Annotated in this window: 16 protein-coding genes; 9 read left to right on the forward strand and 7 right to left on the reverse strand. The window is 64.5% G+C overall.

Features of this window, described 5'->3' with window-relative positions:
* Window positions 1-68 precede the first annotated feature (68 nt).
* From NFG58_RS05580 to NFG58_RS05590, 3 genes are all read right to left on the reverse strand, one after another.
* A complete protein-coding gene (locus NFG58_RS05580) occupies window positions 69-1,553 on the reverse strand; it encodes an FAD-binding oxidoreductase (protein ID WP_348827731.1) in 1,485 nt (494 codons plus the stop codon).
* A complete protein-coding gene (locus tag NFG58_RS05585) occupies window positions 1,553-2,929 on the reverse strand; it encodes a Na+/H+ antiporter NhaC family protein (protein ID WP_045991891.1) in 1,377 nt (458 codons plus the stop codon). Before NFG58_RS05585 ends, NFG58_RS05580 begins: the two co-directional genes overlap by 1 nt.
* A gap of 190 nt (window positions 2,930-3,119) precedes the next feature.
* The gene (locus tag NFG58_RS05590; protein WP_348827732.1) at window positions 3,120-4,412 is read right to left on the reverse strand and encodes an FAD-binding oxidoreductase; all 1,293 of its coding nucleotides are present in this window, start codon (window positions 4,410-4,412) and stop codon (window positions 3,120-3,122) included.
* Between the two features lie 417 nt (window positions 4,413-4,829).
* On the opposite strand from NFG58_RS05590, the gene NFG58_RS05595 reads away from it, so the two are divergent.
* From NFG58_RS05595 to NFG58_RS05605, 3 genes are all read left to right on the forward strand, one after another.
* Entirely contained in the window at window positions 4,830-5,552 is a 723-nt protein-coding gene (locus NFG58_RS05595) for a GntR family transcriptional regulator (RefSeq protein WP_348827733.1), read from the forward strand.
* A 71-nt stretch (window positions 5,553-5,623) separates the two neighbouring features.
* On the forward strand, window positions 5,624-6,070 hold the full coding sequence (locus NFG58_RS05600) for a VOC family protein (protein WP_348827734.1): 447 nt from the start codon (window positions 5,624-5,626) through the stop codon (window positions 6,068-6,070).
* A 139-nt stretch (window positions 6,071-6,209) separates the two neighbouring features.
* Window positions 6,210-6,872 (forward strand): MOSC domain-containing protein, encoded by a 663-nt coding sequence (locus tag NFG58_RS05605; protein WP_348827735.1) that lies wholly within the window; start codon window positions 6,210-6,212, stop codon window positions 6,870-6,872.
* Between the two features lie 213 nt (window positions 6,873-7,085).
* On the opposite strand, the gene NFG58_RS05610 is transcribed toward NFG58_RS05605, so the two are convergent.
* Window positions 7,086-8,855 carry a peptidoglycan DD-metalloendopeptidase family protein gene (locus tag NFG58_RS05610; RefSeq protein ID WP_045991895.1) on the reverse strand — a complete coding sequence of 590 codons (1,770 nt, stop codon included), beginning with the start codon at window positions 8,853-8,855 and terminating at the stop codon, window positions 7,086-7,088.
* A 440-nt stretch (window positions 8,856-9,295) separates the two neighbouring features.
* Between NFG58_RS05610 and NFG58_RS05615 the strand changes: the two genes are divergently transcribed.
* Both NFG58_RS05615 and NFG58_RS05620 read left to right on the forward strand, forming a co-directional pair.
* Window positions 9,296-10,186 carry a LysR family transcriptional regulator gene (locus NFG58_RS05615; protein ID WP_348827736.1) on the forward strand — a complete coding sequence of 297 codons (891 nt, stop codon included), beginning with the start codon at window positions 9,296-9,298 and terminating at the stop codon, window positions 10,184-10,186.
* Window positions 10,187-10,310: 124 nt separating this feature from the next.
* A complete protein-coding gene (locus NFG58_RS05620; protein ID WP_348827737.1) occupies window positions 10,311-11,312 on the forward strand; it encodes a glutathione S-transferase family protein in 1,002 nt (333 codons plus the stop codon).
* Between the two features lie 82 nt (window positions 11,313-11,394).
* On the opposite strand, the gene NFG58_RS05625 is transcribed toward NFG58_RS05620, so the two are convergent.
* Window positions 11,395-11,847, reverse strand: coding sequence for a YaiI/YqxD family protein (locus NFG58_RS05625; RefSeq protein WP_348827738.1), 453 nt, complete (start codon window positions 11,845-11,847; stop codon window positions 11,395-11,397).
* A 433-nt stretch (window positions 11,848-12,280) separates the two neighbouring features.
* Between NFG58_RS05625 and NFG58_RS05630 the strand changes: the two genes are divergently transcribed.
* The 4 genes from NFG58_RS05630 (at window position 12,281) to NFG58_RS05645 (ending at window position 18,292) form a co-directional block, all read left to right on the forward strand.
* Window positions 12,281-14,017 (forward strand): DEAD/DEAH box helicase, encoded by a 1,737-nt coding sequence (locus NFG58_RS05630; RefSeq protein WP_108449702.1) that lies wholly within the window; start codon window positions 12,281-12,283, stop codon window positions 14,015-14,017.
* A 363-nt stretch (window positions 14,018-14,380) separates the two neighbouring features.
* A complete protein-coding gene (locus tag NFG58_RS05635; RefSeq protein WP_052704279.1) occupies window positions 14,381-14,917 on the forward strand; it encodes a fimbrial protein in 537 nt (178 codons plus the stop codon).
* Window positions 14,918-15,005: 88 nt separating this feature from the next.
* A complete protein-coding gene (locus tag NFG58_RS05640) occupies window positions 15,006-15,731 on the forward strand; it encodes a fimbria/pilus periplasmic chaperone (protein WP_348827739.1) in 726 nt (241 codons plus the stop codon).
* Window positions 15,732-15,793: 62 nt separating this feature from the next.
* Window positions 15,794-18,292 (forward strand): fimbria/pilus outer membrane usher protein, encoded by a 2,499-nt coding sequence (locus NFG58_RS05645; protein WP_348827740.1) that lies wholly within the window; start codon window positions 15,794-15,796, stop codon window positions 18,290-18,292.
* On the opposite strand, the gene NFG58_RS05650 is transcribed toward NFG58_RS05645, so the two are convergent.
* Window positions 18,289-19,056: a glutamine amidotransferase gene (locus NFG58_RS05650; protein WP_348827741.1), complete on the reverse strand. Its 768-nt coding sequence runs from the start codon at window positions 19,054-19,056 to the stop codon at window positions 18,289-18,291. The two genes, NFG58_RS05645 and NFG58_RS05650, sit on opposite strands and share 4 nt — an antisense overlap.
* Window positions 19,057-19,103: 47 nt before the next feature.
* Window positions 19,104-20,270 (reverse strand): acetylornithine deacetylase, encoded by a 1,167-nt coding sequence (gene argE / locus NFG58_RS05655; RefSeq protein ID WP_348827742.1) that lies wholly within the window; start codon window positions 20,268-20,270, stop codon window positions 19,104-19,106.
* Window positions 20,271-20,436 lie beyond the last annotated feature (166 nt).

Raw genomic sequence — 20,436 nt, forward strand, 5'->3', positions numbered from 1 at the left:
GCGGTGTCTCCTTTGGCAGTTCCGGGGCAAGGTGACGAGTGTGCGGCCTGCATCGCGGCTGTCGCTGTCTACTCGATCACGGCGGCAAAACGGTCGTTGAGTCGGCTCAGCGCCGGGCCGATCAGCGGCAGGTGGCGCTCACGCGACGCCAGGGACTCCTCGGTGGCGTAGCTCAGGGTGATGGTCTGGGCGCCCAGCCAGCGCAGGGGTTCGGGCTCCCAGCGACGAACCACCTGGTCCAGTGCACAGCCATCGAAGGCCCAGGGGGCCCGTGTCAGCGGAGTGTCCTGTCCACAGAGCATCTCGGCCAGGGTGCGCGCCATCAGGTGGCTGGCGGCGACGCCTTCGCCGGCATAGCCGCCGGCGGTGGCGATGCCGGCTCGCCGATCGACGAGGGCGTGGGGGCGAAAACTGCGCGAGAGGCCCAGAGTGCCGCCCCAGCCGTGGCTGATATCGACCTCGCCGAGGTCGGGAAACAGATCCTGGAGCAGCGCCTTGCGCATCTGGATGTCGCCCTGGGTGATGGAGGCCTGGTGACGCGGACGGGCGTTGAAGCGGTAGCGACCCCTGGCGCCGAAGATCAGGCGACCATCGCGGCTGCGATGGCCGTAGTTGATCAACCGGCTGGCGTCGGCGAAGGTCGGTCGCTGTGCCAGGCCGATAGCGTCCCACTGGCTCTGACTCAAGGGCTCGGTGGCGATCACCAGGCTGGAGACCGGGACCAGGTGGGGACGCAGCTGGGGCAGGGTGTTGTAGCCTTCGGTGGCCATCACGATCATCGGTGCGCGGATGCTGCCCTGGGGCGTGGTCACCTTGCCGGCGTCGATGCTCGTCGCCGGGCTTTGTTCGTAAAGCCTGACCTGCATGGCCGCGAGTCGCGCGACCAGCCCATCGATCAGCTTGCCGGGGTGCAGCGTGGCGACCTGACGATGAAAGATGCCACCGAAGGGGCGGCGGAAGCGGGCCCGGTCGCTGAGTTCGTCGGCGGACAGCCAGCGGCAGTCATGCTGGCGATGGCCGAGTTCCAGCAGGTGTGCGAGGTAGTCCCGCTGGAGCGCCTCCTGGGCCGGGTAGCGGGCCGCCGCGTAGAGCGCCCCGCCCTTGTGGAAGTCGGCGTCGATGGCTTCCTGCGAGAGGGTCGCGCCGATCTCGTCGACATTGGCGGACAACAGCTCGCACAGCGCCTGGCGCCGGGCCAGGGGCAGGCCCTTCAGGTGCCGCTCGAGGCCCGCCAGGTTGCCCACCACCCAGCCCCCGTTTCGGCCCGAGGCGCCGTGGCCGAAGCGCCTGGCCTCGAGGACCCGGATGTCCTTCTCCGGGGCCAGGCGCTTGAGGTGATAGGCGGTCCACAGGCCGGTGAAGCCACCGCCGACAATGACCACGTCTGCCTGCTCATCACCGGTCTGTTCATCGATAGCCTGTTTATTCCCGGCCTGTTCATCGATGGCCTGTTCGTTGATGGCCTGTTTATCAATGGAGAGGGGGGCGAGTGGGACTCGCCCGTTGTCTCGGTGTGACCAGAAGATGGCGTCGTTGGACGGTGCTTTCGTCATCACATGAATCCCAGTACCAGATAGAGGGCGGCGGCCAGCAAGCCGGCCAGGGCCGCGTAGGGCAGTTGGGTAAAGGCGTGCTGGAAGGGCGTGCAGCCGCTGGCCTGGGCCGTCAGCACCGTGGCATCCGAATAGAAGCAGGCGTGGCTGCCGAAGGTACTGGCCGAGAGGGTGGCACCGATCACCAGCGTCATGTCGGCGCCCAGATTGTGGCCCAGGGTGGTGACGATGGGCAGGATGATCACGAACACGCCCCAGTTGGAACCGGTGGCGAAGGAGACGAAGCCCATCAGCGCAAAGATGATGAAGGGCAGGATCTGGGCGTTGATCAGCGGTTCGACCGTGGTGATGATGTACTCGTTGAGTCCCAGGGTGGTGTTGACGTCATTGAACATGAAGGCCGCCACCAGCACCGCCAGGGCATCCAGCATCGACTTGAAGCCCTCCAGAATGTTGTCGAAGGTCTCGCCGGGGGTTAGCTTCTTCAGGCCGATGAAGGCCACGATCATGCCGGCCAGGGTCACGAAGATGCCCATCAGGAAATCGAGATCGAAGTACCAGGTGAAGAAGGCCAGCGACATCATCGGCAGCAGGAACATCCAGACGCTGCTGCGTGTCTGGTCCTTGGCCGCCAGGTGGGCGATCTCTTCATCGATGTGCTCGGCGCCGGGCGGCACGCAGCGCCCCTCGAGCTGGGCGCGCTGCTCGGCGCGCTTCATCGGGCCGAACAGCGGAATCTTGCCGTAGGCGACCAGCGGCACCATGGCCACCGCGATCCACGGATAGAACATGAAGGGGATGGCCTGGATATAGGTCCAGACTCCCTGGCCGTCGGCGGCCAGGCCGTTCTTTTCGATCAGCGCGCCGAAGAACACCGCCCAGGTCGAGATCGGGATCAGTACGCTGATCGGTGCGGCGGTGGAGTCGATGACGTAGGCCAGCATCTCTCGCGACGTCTTGAAGCGGTCCGTCACCTGACGCATCGAGGTGCCGACCGCCAGGGAGTTGAGGTAGTCGTCGACGAACAGCACGATGCCCATGAACCAGCAGCCGAGCAGCGCCCGAGGCTTGCTGGTGATGTAGCGCAACAGGCTTTCGGCGAAGGAACGCGAGGCGCCGGACTTCAGCAGCAGTGCAATAATCGAACCCATCAGCCCACATACCGCGATCACCCAGGCTACGTCCTCGTCGGTCAGGACGTTGAGCAGGCTCTCCGACAGGGTCGAGAGGGCGCTGGTCGGCTCGATCAACAGGGTGCCGACGAAGGCGCCGGCCACCAGCGGCTCGAGCGCGCGACGGCTCCACAGTGCCAGCAGCAGTACAACGGCGGTGGGCAGCAGCACCAGCCAGCCGCCTGCGGGGAAAAACGCTTCCATGGATGTCCTCCTGGACGATCATTGTTGTTGGTGAAGCGACCTGGCGATGGCCGTGGGTCGCGTCGATCAGGAGCGTGGCGTGACAGCTATTGGTTGTCGTTGATGTTGTCGTTGATGTTGTCGTTGGCGTCGTTGATGGTGAAAGGTCCGGTCGATATCGAGCTGCCGACGGCGAGTCGGCGGCGGACGCTCAGCGCAGTTTTTCGCGCAACTGGTAGTACCACATGCCCGCGGCCAACAGGCCGTTGCCGAGGCGCTCGCTGACCGGGATGCGCCAGTGGCGCATGTCGGCGAACAGGTCGAACTCCTCCAGCTGACCGCTGATCGCCCTGGCCATGATGTTGCCGACGATGTGCGAGGTGGCGATGCCGTGCCCCGAGTAGCCCTGGGCGTAGAAGACGTTGGGCGACAGCTTGCCGAGCTGAGGGATGCGGTTGATCACGATGCCCGCCTTGCCCTGCCACTGGTAGTCGAGCGCGATGCCCTTGAGCTGGGGGAAGGTGTGTTCGAGCCGGGGGCGCAGTTCGGCGCCGATATCCGCTGAGTCCTGGCCGGAATAGTTGGCGCCGCCACCGAACAGCAGGCGACCGTCGGCGGTCAGGCGGTAGTAGTCGAGCACGAAGCGGGTGTCGTAGACCGCCAGGTCCTGGGGATTGATCGCGGCCTGCTGCTCCCGGCTCAGCGGGGCGGTGGTGACGATGCCGAGAGAGGCGGGGAACAGCTTGCCCTTGAGCGCCTTGCGCTCCAGCCGGTGATAGGCGTTGCCGGCCAGCACCACACTGTCGGCGTGGATCTGGCCACGCTCGGTGACGACACAAGGGGTAGCGCCGTGGCGGATCTCGGTGACCCGGGTGTCCTCGAACAGCAAGCCGCCCAGGTCCTCAAGGGCGCGGGCCTCGCCAAGACACAGGTTCAGCGGGTGCAGGTGCATGTTGTAGTCGTTGCGCACCGCGCCATGGTAGAGCTCGGTGCCCACCAGTTCGCGTGTCTGATCGGCGTCCAGCAAACTCAGGTGCTGGGCGATCTCGTGGCCCTGGGCCGCTTCGACGTCGCGCCTCAGTTCGGACATGTGGCTCGGTCGGTAGGCGGCGTGCAGGTGGCCGAACTTAAGGTCACAGGCGATGGCGTACTTGTCGACACGCTGACGCAGAATGCGGTGGCCTCGCCAGCGAAGATCCCAGACGAAGTTCTCGGCTGCCTCTCGCCCTAGCGGGCCGGAGAGCTGCTTGAGCATGGCATCCTGCCCCGACAGGCTGCCGGTGACCTGACCGCCATTGCGACCGCTGGCCCCCCAGCCGATCCGGTTGGCCTCGACCAGCGCTACTCGGTAGCCACGTTCGGCGAGTTCCAGCGCGGTGTTGACGCCGGTGAAGCCGCCTCCGATCACCGCAACGTCGACCCGATGCTCGCCCTCGAGCGTGGGATATTCGGTTTCTTCGTGGATGGTCGCGGCGTAGTAGGACGCGCAGCGCGGTTCGCTCATGACGACTCCCGAAACGATGACAGCTTGTTATTGGTGTGATCACATGTTGTGATCACACTAGCAGGGCTTGCAGATGCGCACAAGATGCGAATTCGACCCTGGGCGGCCCAGGCTGCGGCGTCCCGGCCTGGGCTATCGTCATCGCGATGGGCTAGTCTTGACGCCAGACGCAGGTAGATATCGCCGTGATGGTGGCAGGCCAGCGGCCTGTCGGGTTTTCCGCCGATGGTGACAGACGAGCGGTCGACGGGCGGCCGGCAAAAGAAGCAAAAGGGGAGTGATAGAAAAGTTATAGTGGGTTGGCGTGAGGAGTGAAGTGGAGAAAGGAATGGCGAGGGGAATGGCGAGGGGAATAGAGAGCGGAATGGCAGAGAGGAATGGAGAGAGGAATGGACAGAGGAGTGACAAGGAAGCGCAATGACCGACGTTCATACTGACAATAGCGATGACGCCATGGTCGCGCCGATCGGCACGGAACCATCGCCTCCGCCCTACCTGCCGGATACCGCCTCGACCCGAATTCACCAGGACCTGAGGCGTCGTCTGTGCGAAGGGGCCTTCAGTCCGGGCGAGGTGCTCTCGATCCGTGGCATCGCCGCCTGCTATGACACCAGCGCCATGCCTGCTCGGGAGGCGCTGCGCTGGCTGGTGAGCGAGGGGGCTCTGCAGTTTGTCGACAGCCGCAAGATCATCGTGCCGCACTTGAGCCGGGAGCGCTTCACCGAGGTGCTGTTCGCCCGCAGGCGGCTGGAAACCGAGCTGGCCCGGCAAGCCTTTACAGCGATCGAGCACCAGCACATCGACGCCCTGGAGGCGTTGGACGATGGCATCAATCGTGCCATCGAAGCCGCCGACCTGAAGAGCTATATGCGTGGCAACCACGCCTTTCACTTTCTGATCTACCGGCTGAGCGGCTCGACGGTATTGCTGCCGCTGGTCGAGCAGCTATGGCAGCAATACGGTCCCAGCATGGGCTTTATCTGCACGCGTTGGGGCGGCTCCGCCATCGCCGACGATCACCATCGTGAGATTACCCAGGCGTTGCGCCGGGGGGACAGGGACGCCTTCTGTCGCGCGGTGACCGCCGACATCGAGCAGGGGATGCGGCTGCTGGACGACTACTACGCCTCGTCGATGTGATTTCTGGGCTATCTTGATGACGTCCGGCGCCAGTCCTTCGGACCGCCAACCCGAGCATCGAAAGCACGTCGTTGAGTCATCAGGAAAAGCTCATGCAAATCTACCCTTACCTGTTTTTCGACGGCCAGTGTGAAGAGGCCCTGGCGTTCTATGCCGAGCTGATGAACGGCCGAGTGAGCGAGCTTCATCGCTACAGGGACATGCCCGCCGATGCACCTGATGCTGGATGCGGGGAAGCGGGTACACCGTCGCCAGAGCACATCATGCATATGCAGATCGAGGTGGCGGGTCATGTGCTGATGGGGTCGGACGCCTCTGGGGAGGCGCCTCAGGGCTTTTCTCTGGCGCTGTCAGTGGACACGCGCGAAGAAGCCGAACGGCTTTGTTCCGGGCTTGCTGAAGGTGGAGAGATCACGTTGCCCCTGTCGGAAACCTTCTGGGCCGAGCGTTTTGCCCTGGTGAAGGATCGCTTCGGCGTCGCCTGGATGGTCATGTATGAAGGCGCACGTGGCGGCTGAATAACGGTGCGTCTTGATGCAGGGCGTCCAGCGGAGCCGGAGGATTCCCAGGCGGCGTTCGCAAGCGGGGGCAAGGAGCACGACAAGCGCTCAAGCATGGGCGGCGAATAGCGACAAGAGAAGGAGGATGGGGGCAAGGATGGAATTTTCAAATGTCAGGGGGCCTTATATCAGCGAGCCCCAGATGCTGCCGGGCTTCGGTGAGAAGAGTGGTATCTACAAGGTCGCTGCCGCTGAGCCTCAATGGCTGTCCCGACTGGGGCTTTCCAATGACAGCCAGGCCAATCAGGTCGATCACGGTGGGGTGGACCGCGCCCTGTGTCACTACTGCGCCGATCACTATCCCCGCTGGAGCGAGCGCTATCCCGACGCCGGTGTGGCGCTGGAGGCCGGCGTGCTGGGTGAGAATATTGCGAGCCAAGGGGCCGATGAGCGCGAGGTGCGTATCGGTGACGTCTATCGCATCGGCGAAGCGCTGGTGCAGGTGACCCAGCCCAGGCAACCCTGCGCCAAGGTCGATGCGCGTACCGGCCAGCCGGGGCTGGCACGGGCCTTTATGCAGGAGGCCCGGATGGGCTGGCTCTACCGCGTGCTGGAGGAAGGATGGATGGCGCCGGGGCCTGTCATCGAGGTGGTCGAGCGCGGTGATGAAAGGTGGAGCGTGGAGGCCTGCTGGCGGGTGCTGGAAGACCGCAGGGCGCCCCTGGATACCATGGCCGAATTGCACGGCGTCGAAGCCCTGGCGCAACACTGGAAGGACCAGCTGGTCCGGCGTATGGACTATTGGCGCGGGCGCGCCTGAGGCCAGCAGGCGGGTGAGTACCACGCGCTGTACGGTGCGGCTGCGCCTGACGCCGAACCGACTGAGCCTGTCTTCTCTACACCTGTCTCCTCTGCCCCTGTCTCCTCTGGCTCTGTCTCTTGGGCTGAAACGACAAGGCCCTGCTGTGTTGCAGCAGGGCCTTGTCGCAGGGGCTTGTCGCAGGGTCTTGTCGTGATCAACCGCAGCGGAGCATCAGATGTCGCTGTCGGCGGCCAGGTCGTTGGCCAGCGCCACTTCGGATCCGGGCTTGGCGGTCTGAAGCGCGGCCAGGGTGGGGCCGGTTTCCTGCTGGAAGGAGGCCAGCGCCTGACCGGACAGGCTCTGGTTTTCCGGAAGGGCCACGCGCATCGCATTGACCTGATTGTTGTTGACCATGACCTCGTAGTGCAGGTGAGGTCCTGTGCTGCGACCGGTGTTACCCGACAGGGCGATCCGTTCGCCCATGGTCACGCGCTGTCCGGTGCTGACCAGCGGGCGCGACAGGTGCAGGTAGCGTGTCTTGTAGCCATTGTCGTGACGAATCACGATATAGCGACCCGCCGCCGGGTGGTTGCCGACCTTTTCCACGCGACCATTGGCCGGGGTCTCGATGCCGGTACCGATCGGCATGGCGAAGTCTGTGCCCTTGTGCGGGCTGACGCGGCCGGTGATCGGATGGCGGCGGTTGAGGTTGAAGTTGGAGCTGATGCGGTAGCTGCCGGAGAACGGGTAGCGGTTGAAGGCCGGGTCGAGGCTCTGGCCTTCGGGGGTGTAGAAGTTGTTGTCCTCGGGATTGCGCACCAGCGTCAGGTCCATGCGCTCGCCGTCGTAGGACACCGCCAGCACGCGGGGGTCCAGGCGCTGGCCGTCGATGATGTCGGACTCGACCAGTACCCGGAAGCTGTCTCCGCGGCGGGTGTCGCGGCGAAAGTCGAGCTTCTTCTCGAGCACCCGTGCCATCTCCGAGACTTCGGCACGGCTCAGGCCTGCGGCCTCGGCGGAGCGAGCGAAGCTGCCGCTCACGGTGCCGGCGTAAAGGCGTTGTGAGGCTTCGCCGGCACGCTCGATGGTCGCCACGTCAAAGCCTGAATCCTGGCGTTCGATCAGGTAGCCGTCGCGCACGTTCTTCATGATGCGCAGCGCCAGCAGTCGACCGTCCTCGCCAAGCTGGTACTCGAAGGTGTTACCGACGCGCCAGCGGGTCAGCACGTTCTGGTCGGGCAGGTCCTCGAGCAGCGCCATGACCTCGCTGTAGCCCAGCCCCAGGGTCTTTTCGGCCATTTCGGCGAAGGTATCGCCCTGCTGGACGCGATAGGTCTGCCAGGTCGGGACGAACGGCTCGTTGGCCGCAATCTCTTCCTCGAGCACGATCGGGCCTTCATCGAACAGTTCGAGCTCGTCTTCGCTGACATCCTCATAGGAAGTGGCGTCGCTGGCGACGTCCAGTGACTGCTGCTCCAGCAGCCCACTGGCCACGGTACCGAGCACCACGGCGATATGCAGGGAGCCTTCGTCGAGCTTGAAGGCGGGCGGCTGCGGATTGCCGTCCAACGCAACTGGCGCCGCGGTGGATGAATCAGCGGCGCCAGGAAGCGTGCGAGAGGATTGTAAGGTAAGAGGAGGTAGTCCCGACGATGAACGCATGGCGTTCTCGAACTTGACGTCGGCGTGGGCCTCGTCGACGAAGTCGATGTCGACGATTTCGCTGGCCTTGAGCTGAGAAATCGGGATGTGCTGGCTGGTGGCATCCAGCGCCAGGTCGATGGCTTCGGCGACCTGGGTTCGCTCGAAGTTCAGCGAGGGCAGTTCCGGCGAGGCAGACTCTCCTAGCGGAACCAGAACTGACTCCAGCGATTCATTGCCTCGCTGAACGTCTTCGTAGGTGGTGACAATCTTGTGGGCGCCCAGCACGGTGACCATGGTGGCAACGGGTAACAGCAGCAGCTTGTGCGTGCGGGGCAGCGAATGGAGGATTCGCATCATGGTAAAAGGGCCATAGAAAAATTGATGAAGGTAAATATATAGGCTATTGCACCATACCCCATGAAGTATGGTATGCCTAGACTGTATGGCCATACAGCGGATGGCGCATCGCCCGGTGGTTTATGTGACCGGGGGCGCCAGGAATGGATGAAGCTGTGACAAAACCCTGTTCGAACGCTGTTTATTAACTGTTGTTCATTGGACCCTTAGCGTTGAACAAATGCAACCCCCCGGTAAGTCGTAGTGCTTTCTACTCCCCCTGGAGGACGATAAGTCTCATTTTGTTGATATAAGTCCAATGACTGGCCAGGCGCCGTACAAGGCCTCGCGCGGGAGGGGCGTATCGTGACTTTCATCGATGCGACTTTCATCGATGGCAAGTCGTGCCATTGGCGCCGTCGGCTGGCATGCTCAATGGATATCGTCAAAAGGATTCAAGCATGTCGCGTGTCACGCTCGCACAGTGGCAGATGCTGGCCGCCGTGGTCGATCACGGTGGCTTTGCCAGGGCCGCCGAAGCCGTTCACAAGAGCCCTTCGACCCTCAACCATGCAGTGCACAAGCTGGAGGAGCAGTTGGGGGTCAAGGTGCTGGAACCGGTGGGGCGCCAGGTTCGGCTTACCGAGGAAGGGGCCTTGCTGCTGCGCCGTGCCCGCCAGCTGCTGGAGAGCTCCGACGCGCTCGTGGATATCGCCGCTCGACTGCGAGAAGGCCTGGAGGCCGAGGTGGTGCTGAGCATCGACCAGATATTTCCCTCGAACGTACTGGCCAAGGCGATGGAGGCTTTCTCCAGCGCGCTACCGCAAGTCAGGCTGCAATTGCACGAGTCGGTACTCAATGGTGGTGTGGAAATGCTCGAGGATGGCCGAGCCGACCTGGTGGTGTCAGGGGTGCCCACGTCGGGCTACCTGGGCGAACCCCTGGTCAGCGTGCCTTTTATCGCGGTCGCTCACCCGGACCACCCTCTACATGCCATGAGCAGGCCGCTGGACCTCAGGGATCTGGAGCACCATCGCCAGGTCGTGCTGAGGGACTCGTCGCAAAGGGCGTCGCGTGATTCGGGCTGGCTCAAGGCCGAGCAGCGCTGGACCGTCAGCCATATCGCCACCTCGGTGGAGATGCTCGAGCACGGGCTGGGGTTTGCCTGGTTGCCCAAGACCCGCATTCGCGACCAACTGGCCAGTGGTCGGCTCAAGCCATTGCCGCTGCAGGCCGGCGGTACGCGTGAGGCGCCCATCCAGCTGTATCATCGCGACGCCGACCGGGCGGGACCCGCCACCAGGGCCATGGCGGAGCATCTGCGTCAGGCTGTCCGGGACTGCAGTTGCTGAGGTCTGGGCACGTCGGAGGCCTTGGGTTCGAATGAATCGAAAGGTTGGCGGCAAAATGTGCGCTTGTAGTCGATTCTTTCCACCGTATGCTGGGCTCTCCAAGGCGTTTCACGGGAGAGACCGTATGGGACTGTTAATCGATGGGGTCTGGCACGACCAGTGGTACGACACCGAGAGTACCGGCGGCGAGTTCGTGCGAGAGTCCGCCCAGTTGCGAGACTGGGTCAGCGCCGATGGCGCGCCGGGCCCCGATGGCCAGCCAGGCATCAAGGCCGAGGCGGGACGTTTTCACCTGTACGTGTGTCTGGCCTGTCCCTGGGCCCATCGCACCTTGATCATGCGCCGACTCAAGGGGCTTGACGCGCTGATCGGCGTCTCCCACACCAGTCCGCTGATGGGTAACAAGGGCTGGAGCTACAACGAGGCCGAAGGCTCCAGTGGCGACTCGATCAACGGCGTGAGCTTTCATCATGAGCTCTACACCCTGACCGACCCTCACTACACCGGTCGGGTGACCGTCCCGGCGCTGTGGGACAAGCAGCGCAAGCGCATCGTCAACAACGAGTCGGCCGAACTGGTCAGAATGTTCAACTCGGCCTTCGACGAGCTGACCGGCAATCGCCTCGACTTCTATCCCGAGTTTCTGCGCCAGACCATCGACGAGATCAACGCCGACGTCTACGACAACATCAACAATGGTGTCTACAAGGCGGGATTTGCCTCCGATCAGGCGGTTTACGAACGTCACGTCTCGGCGCTGTTTGCCTGCCTCGACAGGCTCGAGGCGAGGCTTGCCAATCATCGCTATCTGGCCGGAGCCTGGCTGACCGAGGCCGATATTCGTCTGTTCACCACCCTAGTGCGTTTCGATGCCGTCTACCATGGCCACTTCAAGTGCAACCTCTATCGCATCGAGGACTATCCCAATCTGTCGCACTACCTGCGCGAGATCTACCAGTGGCCGGGTGTCGCCGAGACCGTGGACCTGGATCATATCCAGCGCCACTACTATATGAGCCACGACACCATCAATCCCAACGCCATCGTGCCGCTGGGACCTGTGCTGAGACTGGATCGGGACCACGACAGAGAGCGTCTGGCCTCAGAAGGCGTCTACCAGGGCTGAGTCAGGCGCTGGCGGAGATGATCCGCTGGTGAGCCGTTGGTGGGGGAGGGGACCGGCTCGCGAGCCGGTCCGGGCGGCTTGATCAGCGTGCGTGCCTGGCCAGCCAGCGATCGAGGGCGTTGGCAAACTCCCGTCGATCACTGTCCGAGTAGCCCTTGGGGCCGCCGGTGTGCTCGCCGCTGGCACGCAGGGTCTCCATGAAGTCGCGCATCTGCACGCGTGCCTTGATGTTGTTGCGATCCAGGGTCTCGCCTCTGTTGGTCATTACCATGGCCCCCTTGTCCAGCGCCTCCAGTGCCAGCGGAAGGTCGGCGGTGACCAGCAGGTCACCGGGTGCGATGCGGCTGACGATCTCGTTGTCGGCGGCGTCGAAGCCGTGGCTCACCGCCATGGCCTTGACCCACTTCGAACTGGTCAACGGGATCTGGTGGTTGGCGACGAACCAGGTCTGGGTGGTGGTGCGTTCGGCGGCGCGGACGATGATGTCGCGAGCGACTCTGGGGCAGGCGTCGGCGTCGACCCATAGTTGGGGCATTGGTGTCTCCGGAGCAGAAAAAGGGGGCTCGATCATAAAAGGGCTGGTCAGAGCCATGAGTCGATGGTAGCATGCGCCCTCCTCGCATGTGTTGACCCCACCATCATGACGCAGCGACCTCCGACGCCCAAGCGGCCTCGAGAGTTCAAACTGATGCTGCAACGCGCAAGACGCGTTCGAATTGTGAAGATGGAGCACCCGACGTCGATCCCGACGCCCGCGGTGCAAACGGTCGCCACGATGGCTCCACGCAGTTGCGTGAGCCGATGCCAGGTGCGACCGGCGTCCCCGACTCCGAATGTTGACAACAGACTTGTTGACCTTGCTCTACCACGAGTAGAGCGACGTATTTCTGTTCGCCCCGAATACGGGCGCGTCAGGGACGCCAACCACGTTATTTTGCCGGTAACCCCGGCCTACCAAGGTGTGATTCATGACCTCGACGACTGTCGCTTCACCGTCTTTTGGTGATCTGGCCCTGCTGCCTGCCGTTCTCTCCGCCATCGAGACCCTGGGCTACGAGACTCCCTCGCCCATTCAGGCGCAGACCATTCCAGCCCTGCTGGAAGGCCGCGACATGCTGGGCCAGGCCCAGACCGGCACCGGCAAGACCGCTGCCTTCGCGCTCCCCATCTTGTCTCGTATTGAACTCGATCGGCGTGAGCCCCAGGTGCTGGTTCTGGCGCCGACCCGCGAGCTGGCTCAGCAGGTAGCCGTCTCCTTCAGCAAGTACGGCCAGAACCTCAAGGGTCTGGAAGTCGCTACCCTGTGCGGCGGCCAGGAATACCGTGAGCAGCTCAGCGCGCTGCGTCGTGGCGCCCAGGTAGTGGTCGGTACCCCCGGCCGCGTCATCGATCACCTGGATCGTGGCAGCCTCAAGCTTTCCGGCCTCAACGCTCTGGTGCTGGACGAAGCCGACGAGATGCTGCGCATGGGCTTCATCGACGACGTCAAGCGTGTTGTCGCCGATACCCCCGAGAACGCTCAGCGTGTGTTCTTCTCGGCGACCCTGCCCACCGAGATCGAGCGCATCGTCAATCGCTACCTGGTGGATCCGGTCAAGGTCGCCATCGAGGCGCGTACCACCACCGCCGAGAGCATCGAACAGCGCCTGGTGCGCGTCGATGGTGGCGCCAAGCTGGAAGCGCTGTCGCGCATCCTTGAAGTCGAGCCGGTGGACGCCGCCATCGTGTTCGTGCGCACCCGTGCCGCCTGTACCACGCTGATGGAGCAGCTGTCCGCGCGTGGCGTCAACGTCGCCAGCCTGTCCGGTGATCTGGACCAGAGCCTGCGCGAGCGCACCATCACTCGCCTCAAGCGCGCCAAGGTCGATGTGCTGATCGCCACCGACGTGGCCGCTCGTGGTCTCGACGTGCCGCGCATCACCCACGTCATCAACTATGACCTGCCCCAGGATGCCGAGGCCTACACCCACCGCATCGGCCGTACCGGCCGTGCCGGCCGCAACGGTGTGGCGATCACCTTCGCCGGCTTCCGTGAAGGCCGCAAGGTAGGTTGGCTCGAGCAGGCCACCGGCCAGAAGATGGCGGTCATGGAGCTGCCCGACGAGGCCGCCATTCGTGCCCACCGCGACAACGTCTTCCATCAGCGCGTGATCGCCGCCGTCACCAAGGGTGCCGAAGAGCAGCGTGCTCTGGTCGAGCGTCTGGTCGAGGAAGGCTACGATCCCATCGAGCTGGCCTGTGCCTTCTCCGCCATGGCGCGCGCCGACGAGGCACCCATCGGTCGCCTGCAGGCGCCGCGCAAGGAACGCAATGACCGCGCCCCGCGTGACGGCAAGCCGCAGCGTCGCCGCGAGAGCCGTGGACCCAGCGAAGGCATGACCCGCTACCGCGTCTCCGTCGGCCACAAGGATGGCGTCAAGCCTGGCCAGCTGGTCGGCGCCCTGGCCAACGAAGGTGGTATCGAAGGCGCCCGTATCGGCCGCATCGACATCCGTAACGGCTTCTCCACCGTGGAGCTGCCCAATGGTCTGCCGGCCAGCATCCTGGCCAAGATGGCACGTGCCCGTGTGGCCGGTCGTCCGCTGGAAATCAGCGAAGACCGTGGCGGTGATCGCGCTGAACGTGGTGGCGAGCGCAGCGGCGAGCGTGCTCCCCGTCGTCGTCGCGATGACGAGGCGCCTGTGCGTCGCCAGTCGCGCGCCTGATCGAGGTGCCAGGGGCCTGAGCCGACAGCTGGTACAAGGCCCCTGTTGATCCGATGACGCATCGGATCACGACAAGGCAGGTTTCGTGAACGGGCCGGTGGATATCCACCGGCCCGTTTGCGTGTGCATGTTTCGCCGGCTTCCTGGGCGTTGGCTCCCTGGCATCGGGCCCGATGCGATCCTCATTCCCCTCAATGTCGACTTTTTCCCTCTCTGATCTACGTCAACCTCTGGCGCGATGCTGCCGCTCCTGATGGTCGGTGCGTTGCATAATGTTGCAGAGTGTAACTTCCGGGTACGGTGACAGGGTCTCTCTTGTCCCGGCCGGGCTGAAGGCATGATTACAATGGAGAGCGACGGGACATGGAACGGAAAACAGGCAAGGGATGGCTGCTTGGCGTCATGCTTTTTACCCTGGCCGGTAATGGATACGCAGCCACCGGCACCATCACGATATCCGGGAAGGTGCTTGCCACGACCTGTACGGTAAAGGTCAACAATGCGGGAACCGGGGATGGCACGGTGGTGCTTCCCACGGTCAGTGTCAGCGACTTGAAGAGCGGTGAGACGGCGGGTGACACCTCCTTCACCATCGACATGAACTGCTCCGCTGCCGTGGACAATGTGAAGCCGTACTTCGAGCCTACCAATGTCGATGCCGCCACCGGCTATCTGGTGAATACCGCAGGCACCGGCGGCGCCAAGAACGTCGAGATACAACTGCTCGACCATACCAACAAGGTGATCAATCTGATCGCCAATGATGCCACCGCGATGGATCTGGCCGACGACACCACGGCGACTCAACTTCGCTACACCGCGCGCTATTACGCCAGTGGCGCGGACGCCGTCGCGGGGACCGTCAGTACCTCAGCGGTGTATACCCTGAACTACCAATAGATCTCGCAGTCCGCCCGCACTGGCAGAAGTGCGCGGAGGTAGTGCGTCTGGCAAGGCTTCATAAAGGCTACAGAAAGGCATAGGGATCATGCGTGTACGGGAGTCGTGGGGAAGGGGAGTGGCGCTGTTGGCGCTGGTGGCGCTTTGCAGCCTTGTCAGTCGTGTCGATGCCAGTGTGGTGGTCTCGGGCACCCGGGTGATCTACCCCGCCGATGCCAGGGATGTGAGCGTCGCGCTGACCAATGCGGGCGATACGCCCTCGCTGGTGCAGGTGTGGATCGATCGTGGCGACCCGGACTCCACGCCGGAGAGTGTCGAGGTGCCGTTTCTGACGACACCGCCGGTGACACGCATCAATGCCCATGGAGGACAGGCGATTCGGATCGCCTATCTGGGCGAGGTGGCGCCTGTCGATCGTGAGTCCGTCTACTGGCTGAACGTGCTGGAGGTGCCCGCCACCCAGGCGGCGCCGGAGCGCAACGTGCTGCAGCTGGCCTACCGCACCCGCATCAAGCTGTTCTATCGACCCGTCGGGCTTGCCGATTCCCCCGAGCAGGCCGCCGAGCAGCTTCACTGGGAGCTTGAGCGGGGGCCCGGCCGCTGGACGCTGGTGGCCCGCAATGAGAGCCCCTACAGTGTGTCGCTTCGTCGGGTCGGGCTGGGCAACGAAGAGCACCAGGTCACGGCTCGTGGCAGCCTGATCCCGGCCCTGAGCTCCCGCCGTTTCAGCATCGAACCGCTGGCAACCTCCCAGGGTTTCTTCGATTGGATCAATGACTACGGGGTGACGCAGCGGCGCCGATTCGAGCTGTGAAACGTCTGTCTGGCACAGCAGCCGGCAAGGTTCGGGGGTTGCGGCGGCACGAAGGCCTGTCTGTGCTCATTGCGCTGGGGCTGTCACTCGTCACCGACGCCGGTCTGTCCGCCCGGGCCGACGACGGTAGCAGGGTGACCGGTGGTGCGTCCGAGCGCCGGGTCGAGTACGCCTTCAACGCCAAGCTGCTGAAAGGGTCACTCCAGGGCATGGACCTGACCCGCTTCGAGCAGGGTATGACGGTCCCTCCTGGTCGCTATGAACTCGACGTCCTGGTCAATGGCCAGGCGTTCGGTCGCGAGACGGTGACGATCGGCGAGGACCCGGAAGGGACGCGTCTGTGTCTGTCGCTTGATGCGATAAAGCGCCTGCCGCTGAAGCCCGCGGCAGGGGAAGGCGACTCAGGCCGCGAGTGCGTCGATCTGGCCGCTCGCTATCCCTATGTCGATAGCTCGATCGACTCGGCGAACATGCGACTTGAATTAAGCGTGCCCCAGGCCTATCTGCGACATCGCGTCAGGGGAAAGGTGCCGGCCGAGGCGTGGCAGGACGGCATCAATGGCGCCTTTGTTCGCTACAACAGCAATGCCTTCCGTGGCGAGCGCGACGGGCAGGAGTCCCGTGAGGACTATCGACTCGGGATCAACGCCGGGGTGAACCTTGGCGGTTGGCAGCTTCGTCACAATGCCAGTCTCGATGACGCCAGTGGCGAGACCGCCCACTATCACGTCACCAACACCTATCTGCGCCGTGACGTGACGCCCTGGCAGGCCGACCTGGTCATCGGCGAGTATCAGACCTCCGGGATGGGATTCGAGTCGATACCCTTCACCGGCGTCCAGCTCGCCAGCGACGATGCCATGCTGCCTCCGTCCCGGCGGGGCTACGCCCCGGTAGTGCGAGGCACCGCTCGCACCAACGCCAGGGTGACGATCCGTCAGGGGGAGGACGTCATCTACGAGACCAGCGTGACGCCCGGCCCCTTTGCCATCGACGACCTTTACGCCACCAATGTGGCTGACGACCTTGAGGTCACCATTACCGAGGCCGACGGCAGCGAGCGCGCCTTCGTGCTGCCCTATACCTCGGTGGCACAGTTGCTGCGACCCGGCGCCCAGCGCTTCCACCTGACCCTGGGGGAGTATCGGGATGACGGCCTCGTCGACCTGCCCCGGTTCGTTCAGGCCGAATACCGACGCGGGGTCAGCAATCGGCTGACGCTCTACTCCGGCGCCATCCTGGCCGAGGACTATATGGCGGGGCTTGCCGGTGGCGCCGTGTCGACCCTGTTGGGCGCCTTCGCGCTGGATGCCACCATGACCCGGGCGAATCACCTGGAGGCGCTGAGCGGTGAGCCGGAGAGCCCGCGTGGCGAGAGCTTTCGGGTGAGCTACAACACCCGTTTTGATCCCACCGACACCGAGCTGTCGGTGGTCAACTACCGTTTTTCCAGTCAGCACTATCTGAGCCTTTCGGACGTTGCGCTGCTGCGCGATGATGCAACGACATCCTCACCACGGGACCGTGAACGCCAACGTCTCGAGGTCAATCTGACCCAGACCCTGGCTGGCGGCACCAGGCTGTTTGCCTCTGGCATCAGCGCCGACTACTGGGATCGCGAGGACGCGACCACCTATCAGGTCGGTGTCAGTCGTGGCTTCTCCTGGGGCACCCTGAGCGCCACCGCAGGCCGTAGCGAGACCGAAGGCGACTACACCAACGAGTTCTACCTCAATCTCAGCGTTCCGCTGGGAGGCCACCTGCAGCTGACCTCCAATCTGGCCCATCGGGGCGATCATCGCTCGGGCCAGTTGAACCTCAGCGGCGACAGCGGCGCGCTGAACTATGGTGTCTACGTCAACCACAGCCGTGATGACCGGTCGCACGATTCAAGCTATGGCGGCAACCTGGGGATGGACACCTCCCGGGTTCGTCTTGGCCTCAACCTCAGCGCCGGGGATGACTACCGCAGCTACAGCGCCAGCGCCGATGGCACCGCCATTGCCTATGCGGGTGGCCTGGTGCTGACGCGGGATCAAGGCGAGACCATGGCGGTCATCGAGGCGCCGGGCGCCAAGGGCGCGGCGATTTCTCAACATGACCAGGTGTTGCTGGACGGGCGGGGCAAGGGGGCGATCAGCGGACTGACACCTTACCGCTACAACCGGGTGGCGCTGGATCCCTCCGGCATGACCGATGGCGTCGAGCTCAAGGGCAATGCCAGGCGGGTAGCGCCTCGCCGAGGCGCTATCGTCAGGCTGACTTACGACACCCTGGTGGGGGCGCCGACCCTGGTGCGGGTGACCACGCCGGCGCCTTTCGGCGCGCAGTTGATCGACGCCGATGGAGACGTGCTGGCGGTGCTGGGTCAGGGGCGCATGGCAGTGGTCAGGGGAATCGATGCACACCGGGGCTATCAGCTTCGCTGGGGGCCGAGCCCGCGGGAGCGCTGTCGCCTGACACTGGAGCCGCAACGCGAGGCGACGCCGCACCAGGGTGCCGCGCCGCGTATCGCCCAGCGCCAGGCCACCTGCTTGCCTGGAGATGTCACGTCTGGCTAGGTTCGACGATCGAACAGGGTCAGGGCGAAGGCGTCCAGCAGGCTGCTGGCCTCGGGGGTCTCGACCACAGACCGCTCGAGTGCCTCGACGTCCTCGTCCTGAGCGACAAGAATGTCGCGCTGGTGCGCCAGGTAGGCCGCGGTCACCTGGACGGTGAATTCCGGGTGGAACTGCACGCTGTACTGGGCTGGGCCATAGCGCAGGGCCTGGTTGGGGTCATGGTCGTTGGCCGCCAGGACCGTGGCGGTCTCGGGGCGTGACAGGGCGCTCTGGGCGTGGGTCAGCTGGGCGGCGAAAGCATCGGGCAGCGCACCGAACAGCGGGTCCCCGCGACCGGCCTCGGTCAGCGTGAGGGTACGCGAGCCGCATTCCCGCCCCCGGGGGTGGTAGCCGGCGCTGCCGCCGAAGGCCTCGGCCATCAACTGGTGGCCATAGCACACGCCAAACAGTGGCAGGCCGCGGTCGAGCGCCTCCCTCAGCCAGGGTTTCAGCGCTTCGCTCCAGGCTTCCCGGTCGGACACCATGGCGTGGGACCCGGTCACCACCACCCCGTCCTGATCAGAGATTGCCGGCAGCGGTTGGCGGCGAACGTCGATCACCTCGATGACGCCGCCACGACGACGAAAGCCGTCGAGACGTGCGCTGAACAGGTCCTCGAAGTCGCCGTGCTCGGCGACGACATCGGCGAAGCTGTCGCCGGTCTTGAAGATGGCAAGGCGAGGCGGCTCAACAGGCCTCGCCGGGCTTGAAGCAGTGTGGGTCACGGTCTTGGCTCGAAAAGGGGAATCCAGGGGCGCTTGCGGGTGTAGATTCAGCCGCGCTTGAGGCGATCACCGAGGGCGACCATGAAGCGGCTGCCGGCGTCGAGCTGTTCGCGCTCGATGTATTCGTCGGGCTGGTGGGCCTGGCTGATGCTGCCGGGGCCGCAGATCACCGTGGGCAGGCCGGCGAGCTGGAACTGACCGGCCTCGGTGGCGTAGGCCACGGCGGCGCCGTCGGGGCTGTCGCCGAGCAGTTCGCGGCACAGGCCCAGCGCCTCGCTGTTGTCACGATCGGCCAGGGCCGGCACGGTGGTGTTGAGCGCCTCGGTGGTGATCGAGGCCTCGGGGGCGCGCTGGCGCATGCGGGCTTCGAGTTCGCGGGCGGTGGTCTCGACCCGGGCCAGCAGCTCCTTGGCGTCATCGGTGGGCAGGTGGCGAATTTCCCATTCGAAGCTGCAGCGCCTGGCCATGATGTTGATGGCGGTGCCACCCTCGATCTTGCCCACGTGCAGGCTCGAGTGGATCACGCTGAAGGCCTCGTCGACCCGACCCTCTTCCTTGAGCTCCGCCATCACGTCCTCGATGCGGGTGACCAGGCGGGCGGCGACGTGGATCGCCGAGACCCCTTGATACACCTGGCTCGAGTGGGCTTCGCGTCCGATCACCGTGGTGCGGAAGTTGCTGGCCCCCTTGTGGGCCACCACCGGCTCCATCAGGGTCGGCTCGCCGACCACCACGGCGGCAGGGCGGGGGTGTTCGGCCATCAGCGTCTCGATCATGCGCGGGGCGCCGACGCAGCCGATTTCCTCGTCGTAGGACAGCGCCAGCCAGATCGGCACCTCAAGCTCCAGTTCGCTCCAGTGCGGTACCTCGGCCAGGGCGCAGGCGATGAAGCCTTTCATGTCACAGGTGCCGCGACCGTACAGGCGCCCGGCATTGTCGCCCTCGCCGGCGGTCAGGGTGAAGGGATCGCTGGTCCAGGGCTGGCCCACCACCGGCACCACGTCGGTATGGCCCGAGAGCACCACACCGCCCTCTACCGCCGGGCCGATGCGCGCCAGCAGGTTGGCCCTGGAACCGTCGTCGCTCTCGACCCGCCAGTGATCGACGCCGTAGCGGTCGAGCCACTCTTCGACGAAGGCGATCAATTCCAGGTTGGAATCCCGAGACACGGTGGCAAAGCCCACCAGGGTCTTGAGCAGGTCGTGTGCGGTCATGAAGGCTCCGTCGACTGAGGTCACAAGGAGCGTCAATGTACCATGGCCAGGCGACGCGCCCCAGCGTATCACCCCGGGTTACCGCCCGAGCACGCTGCTCTCCTGGGTCACCCAAGACTGAGGCCGCCCAGGACAGGAACCGCCCAAGCCTGGGTCACCCAAGACC

The organism is Halomonas sp. RT37 (assembly GCF_040070525.1).
Lineage (GTDB): Bacteria > Pseudomonadota > Gammaproteobacteria > Pseudomonadales > Halomonadaceae > Halomonas > Halomonas litopenaei.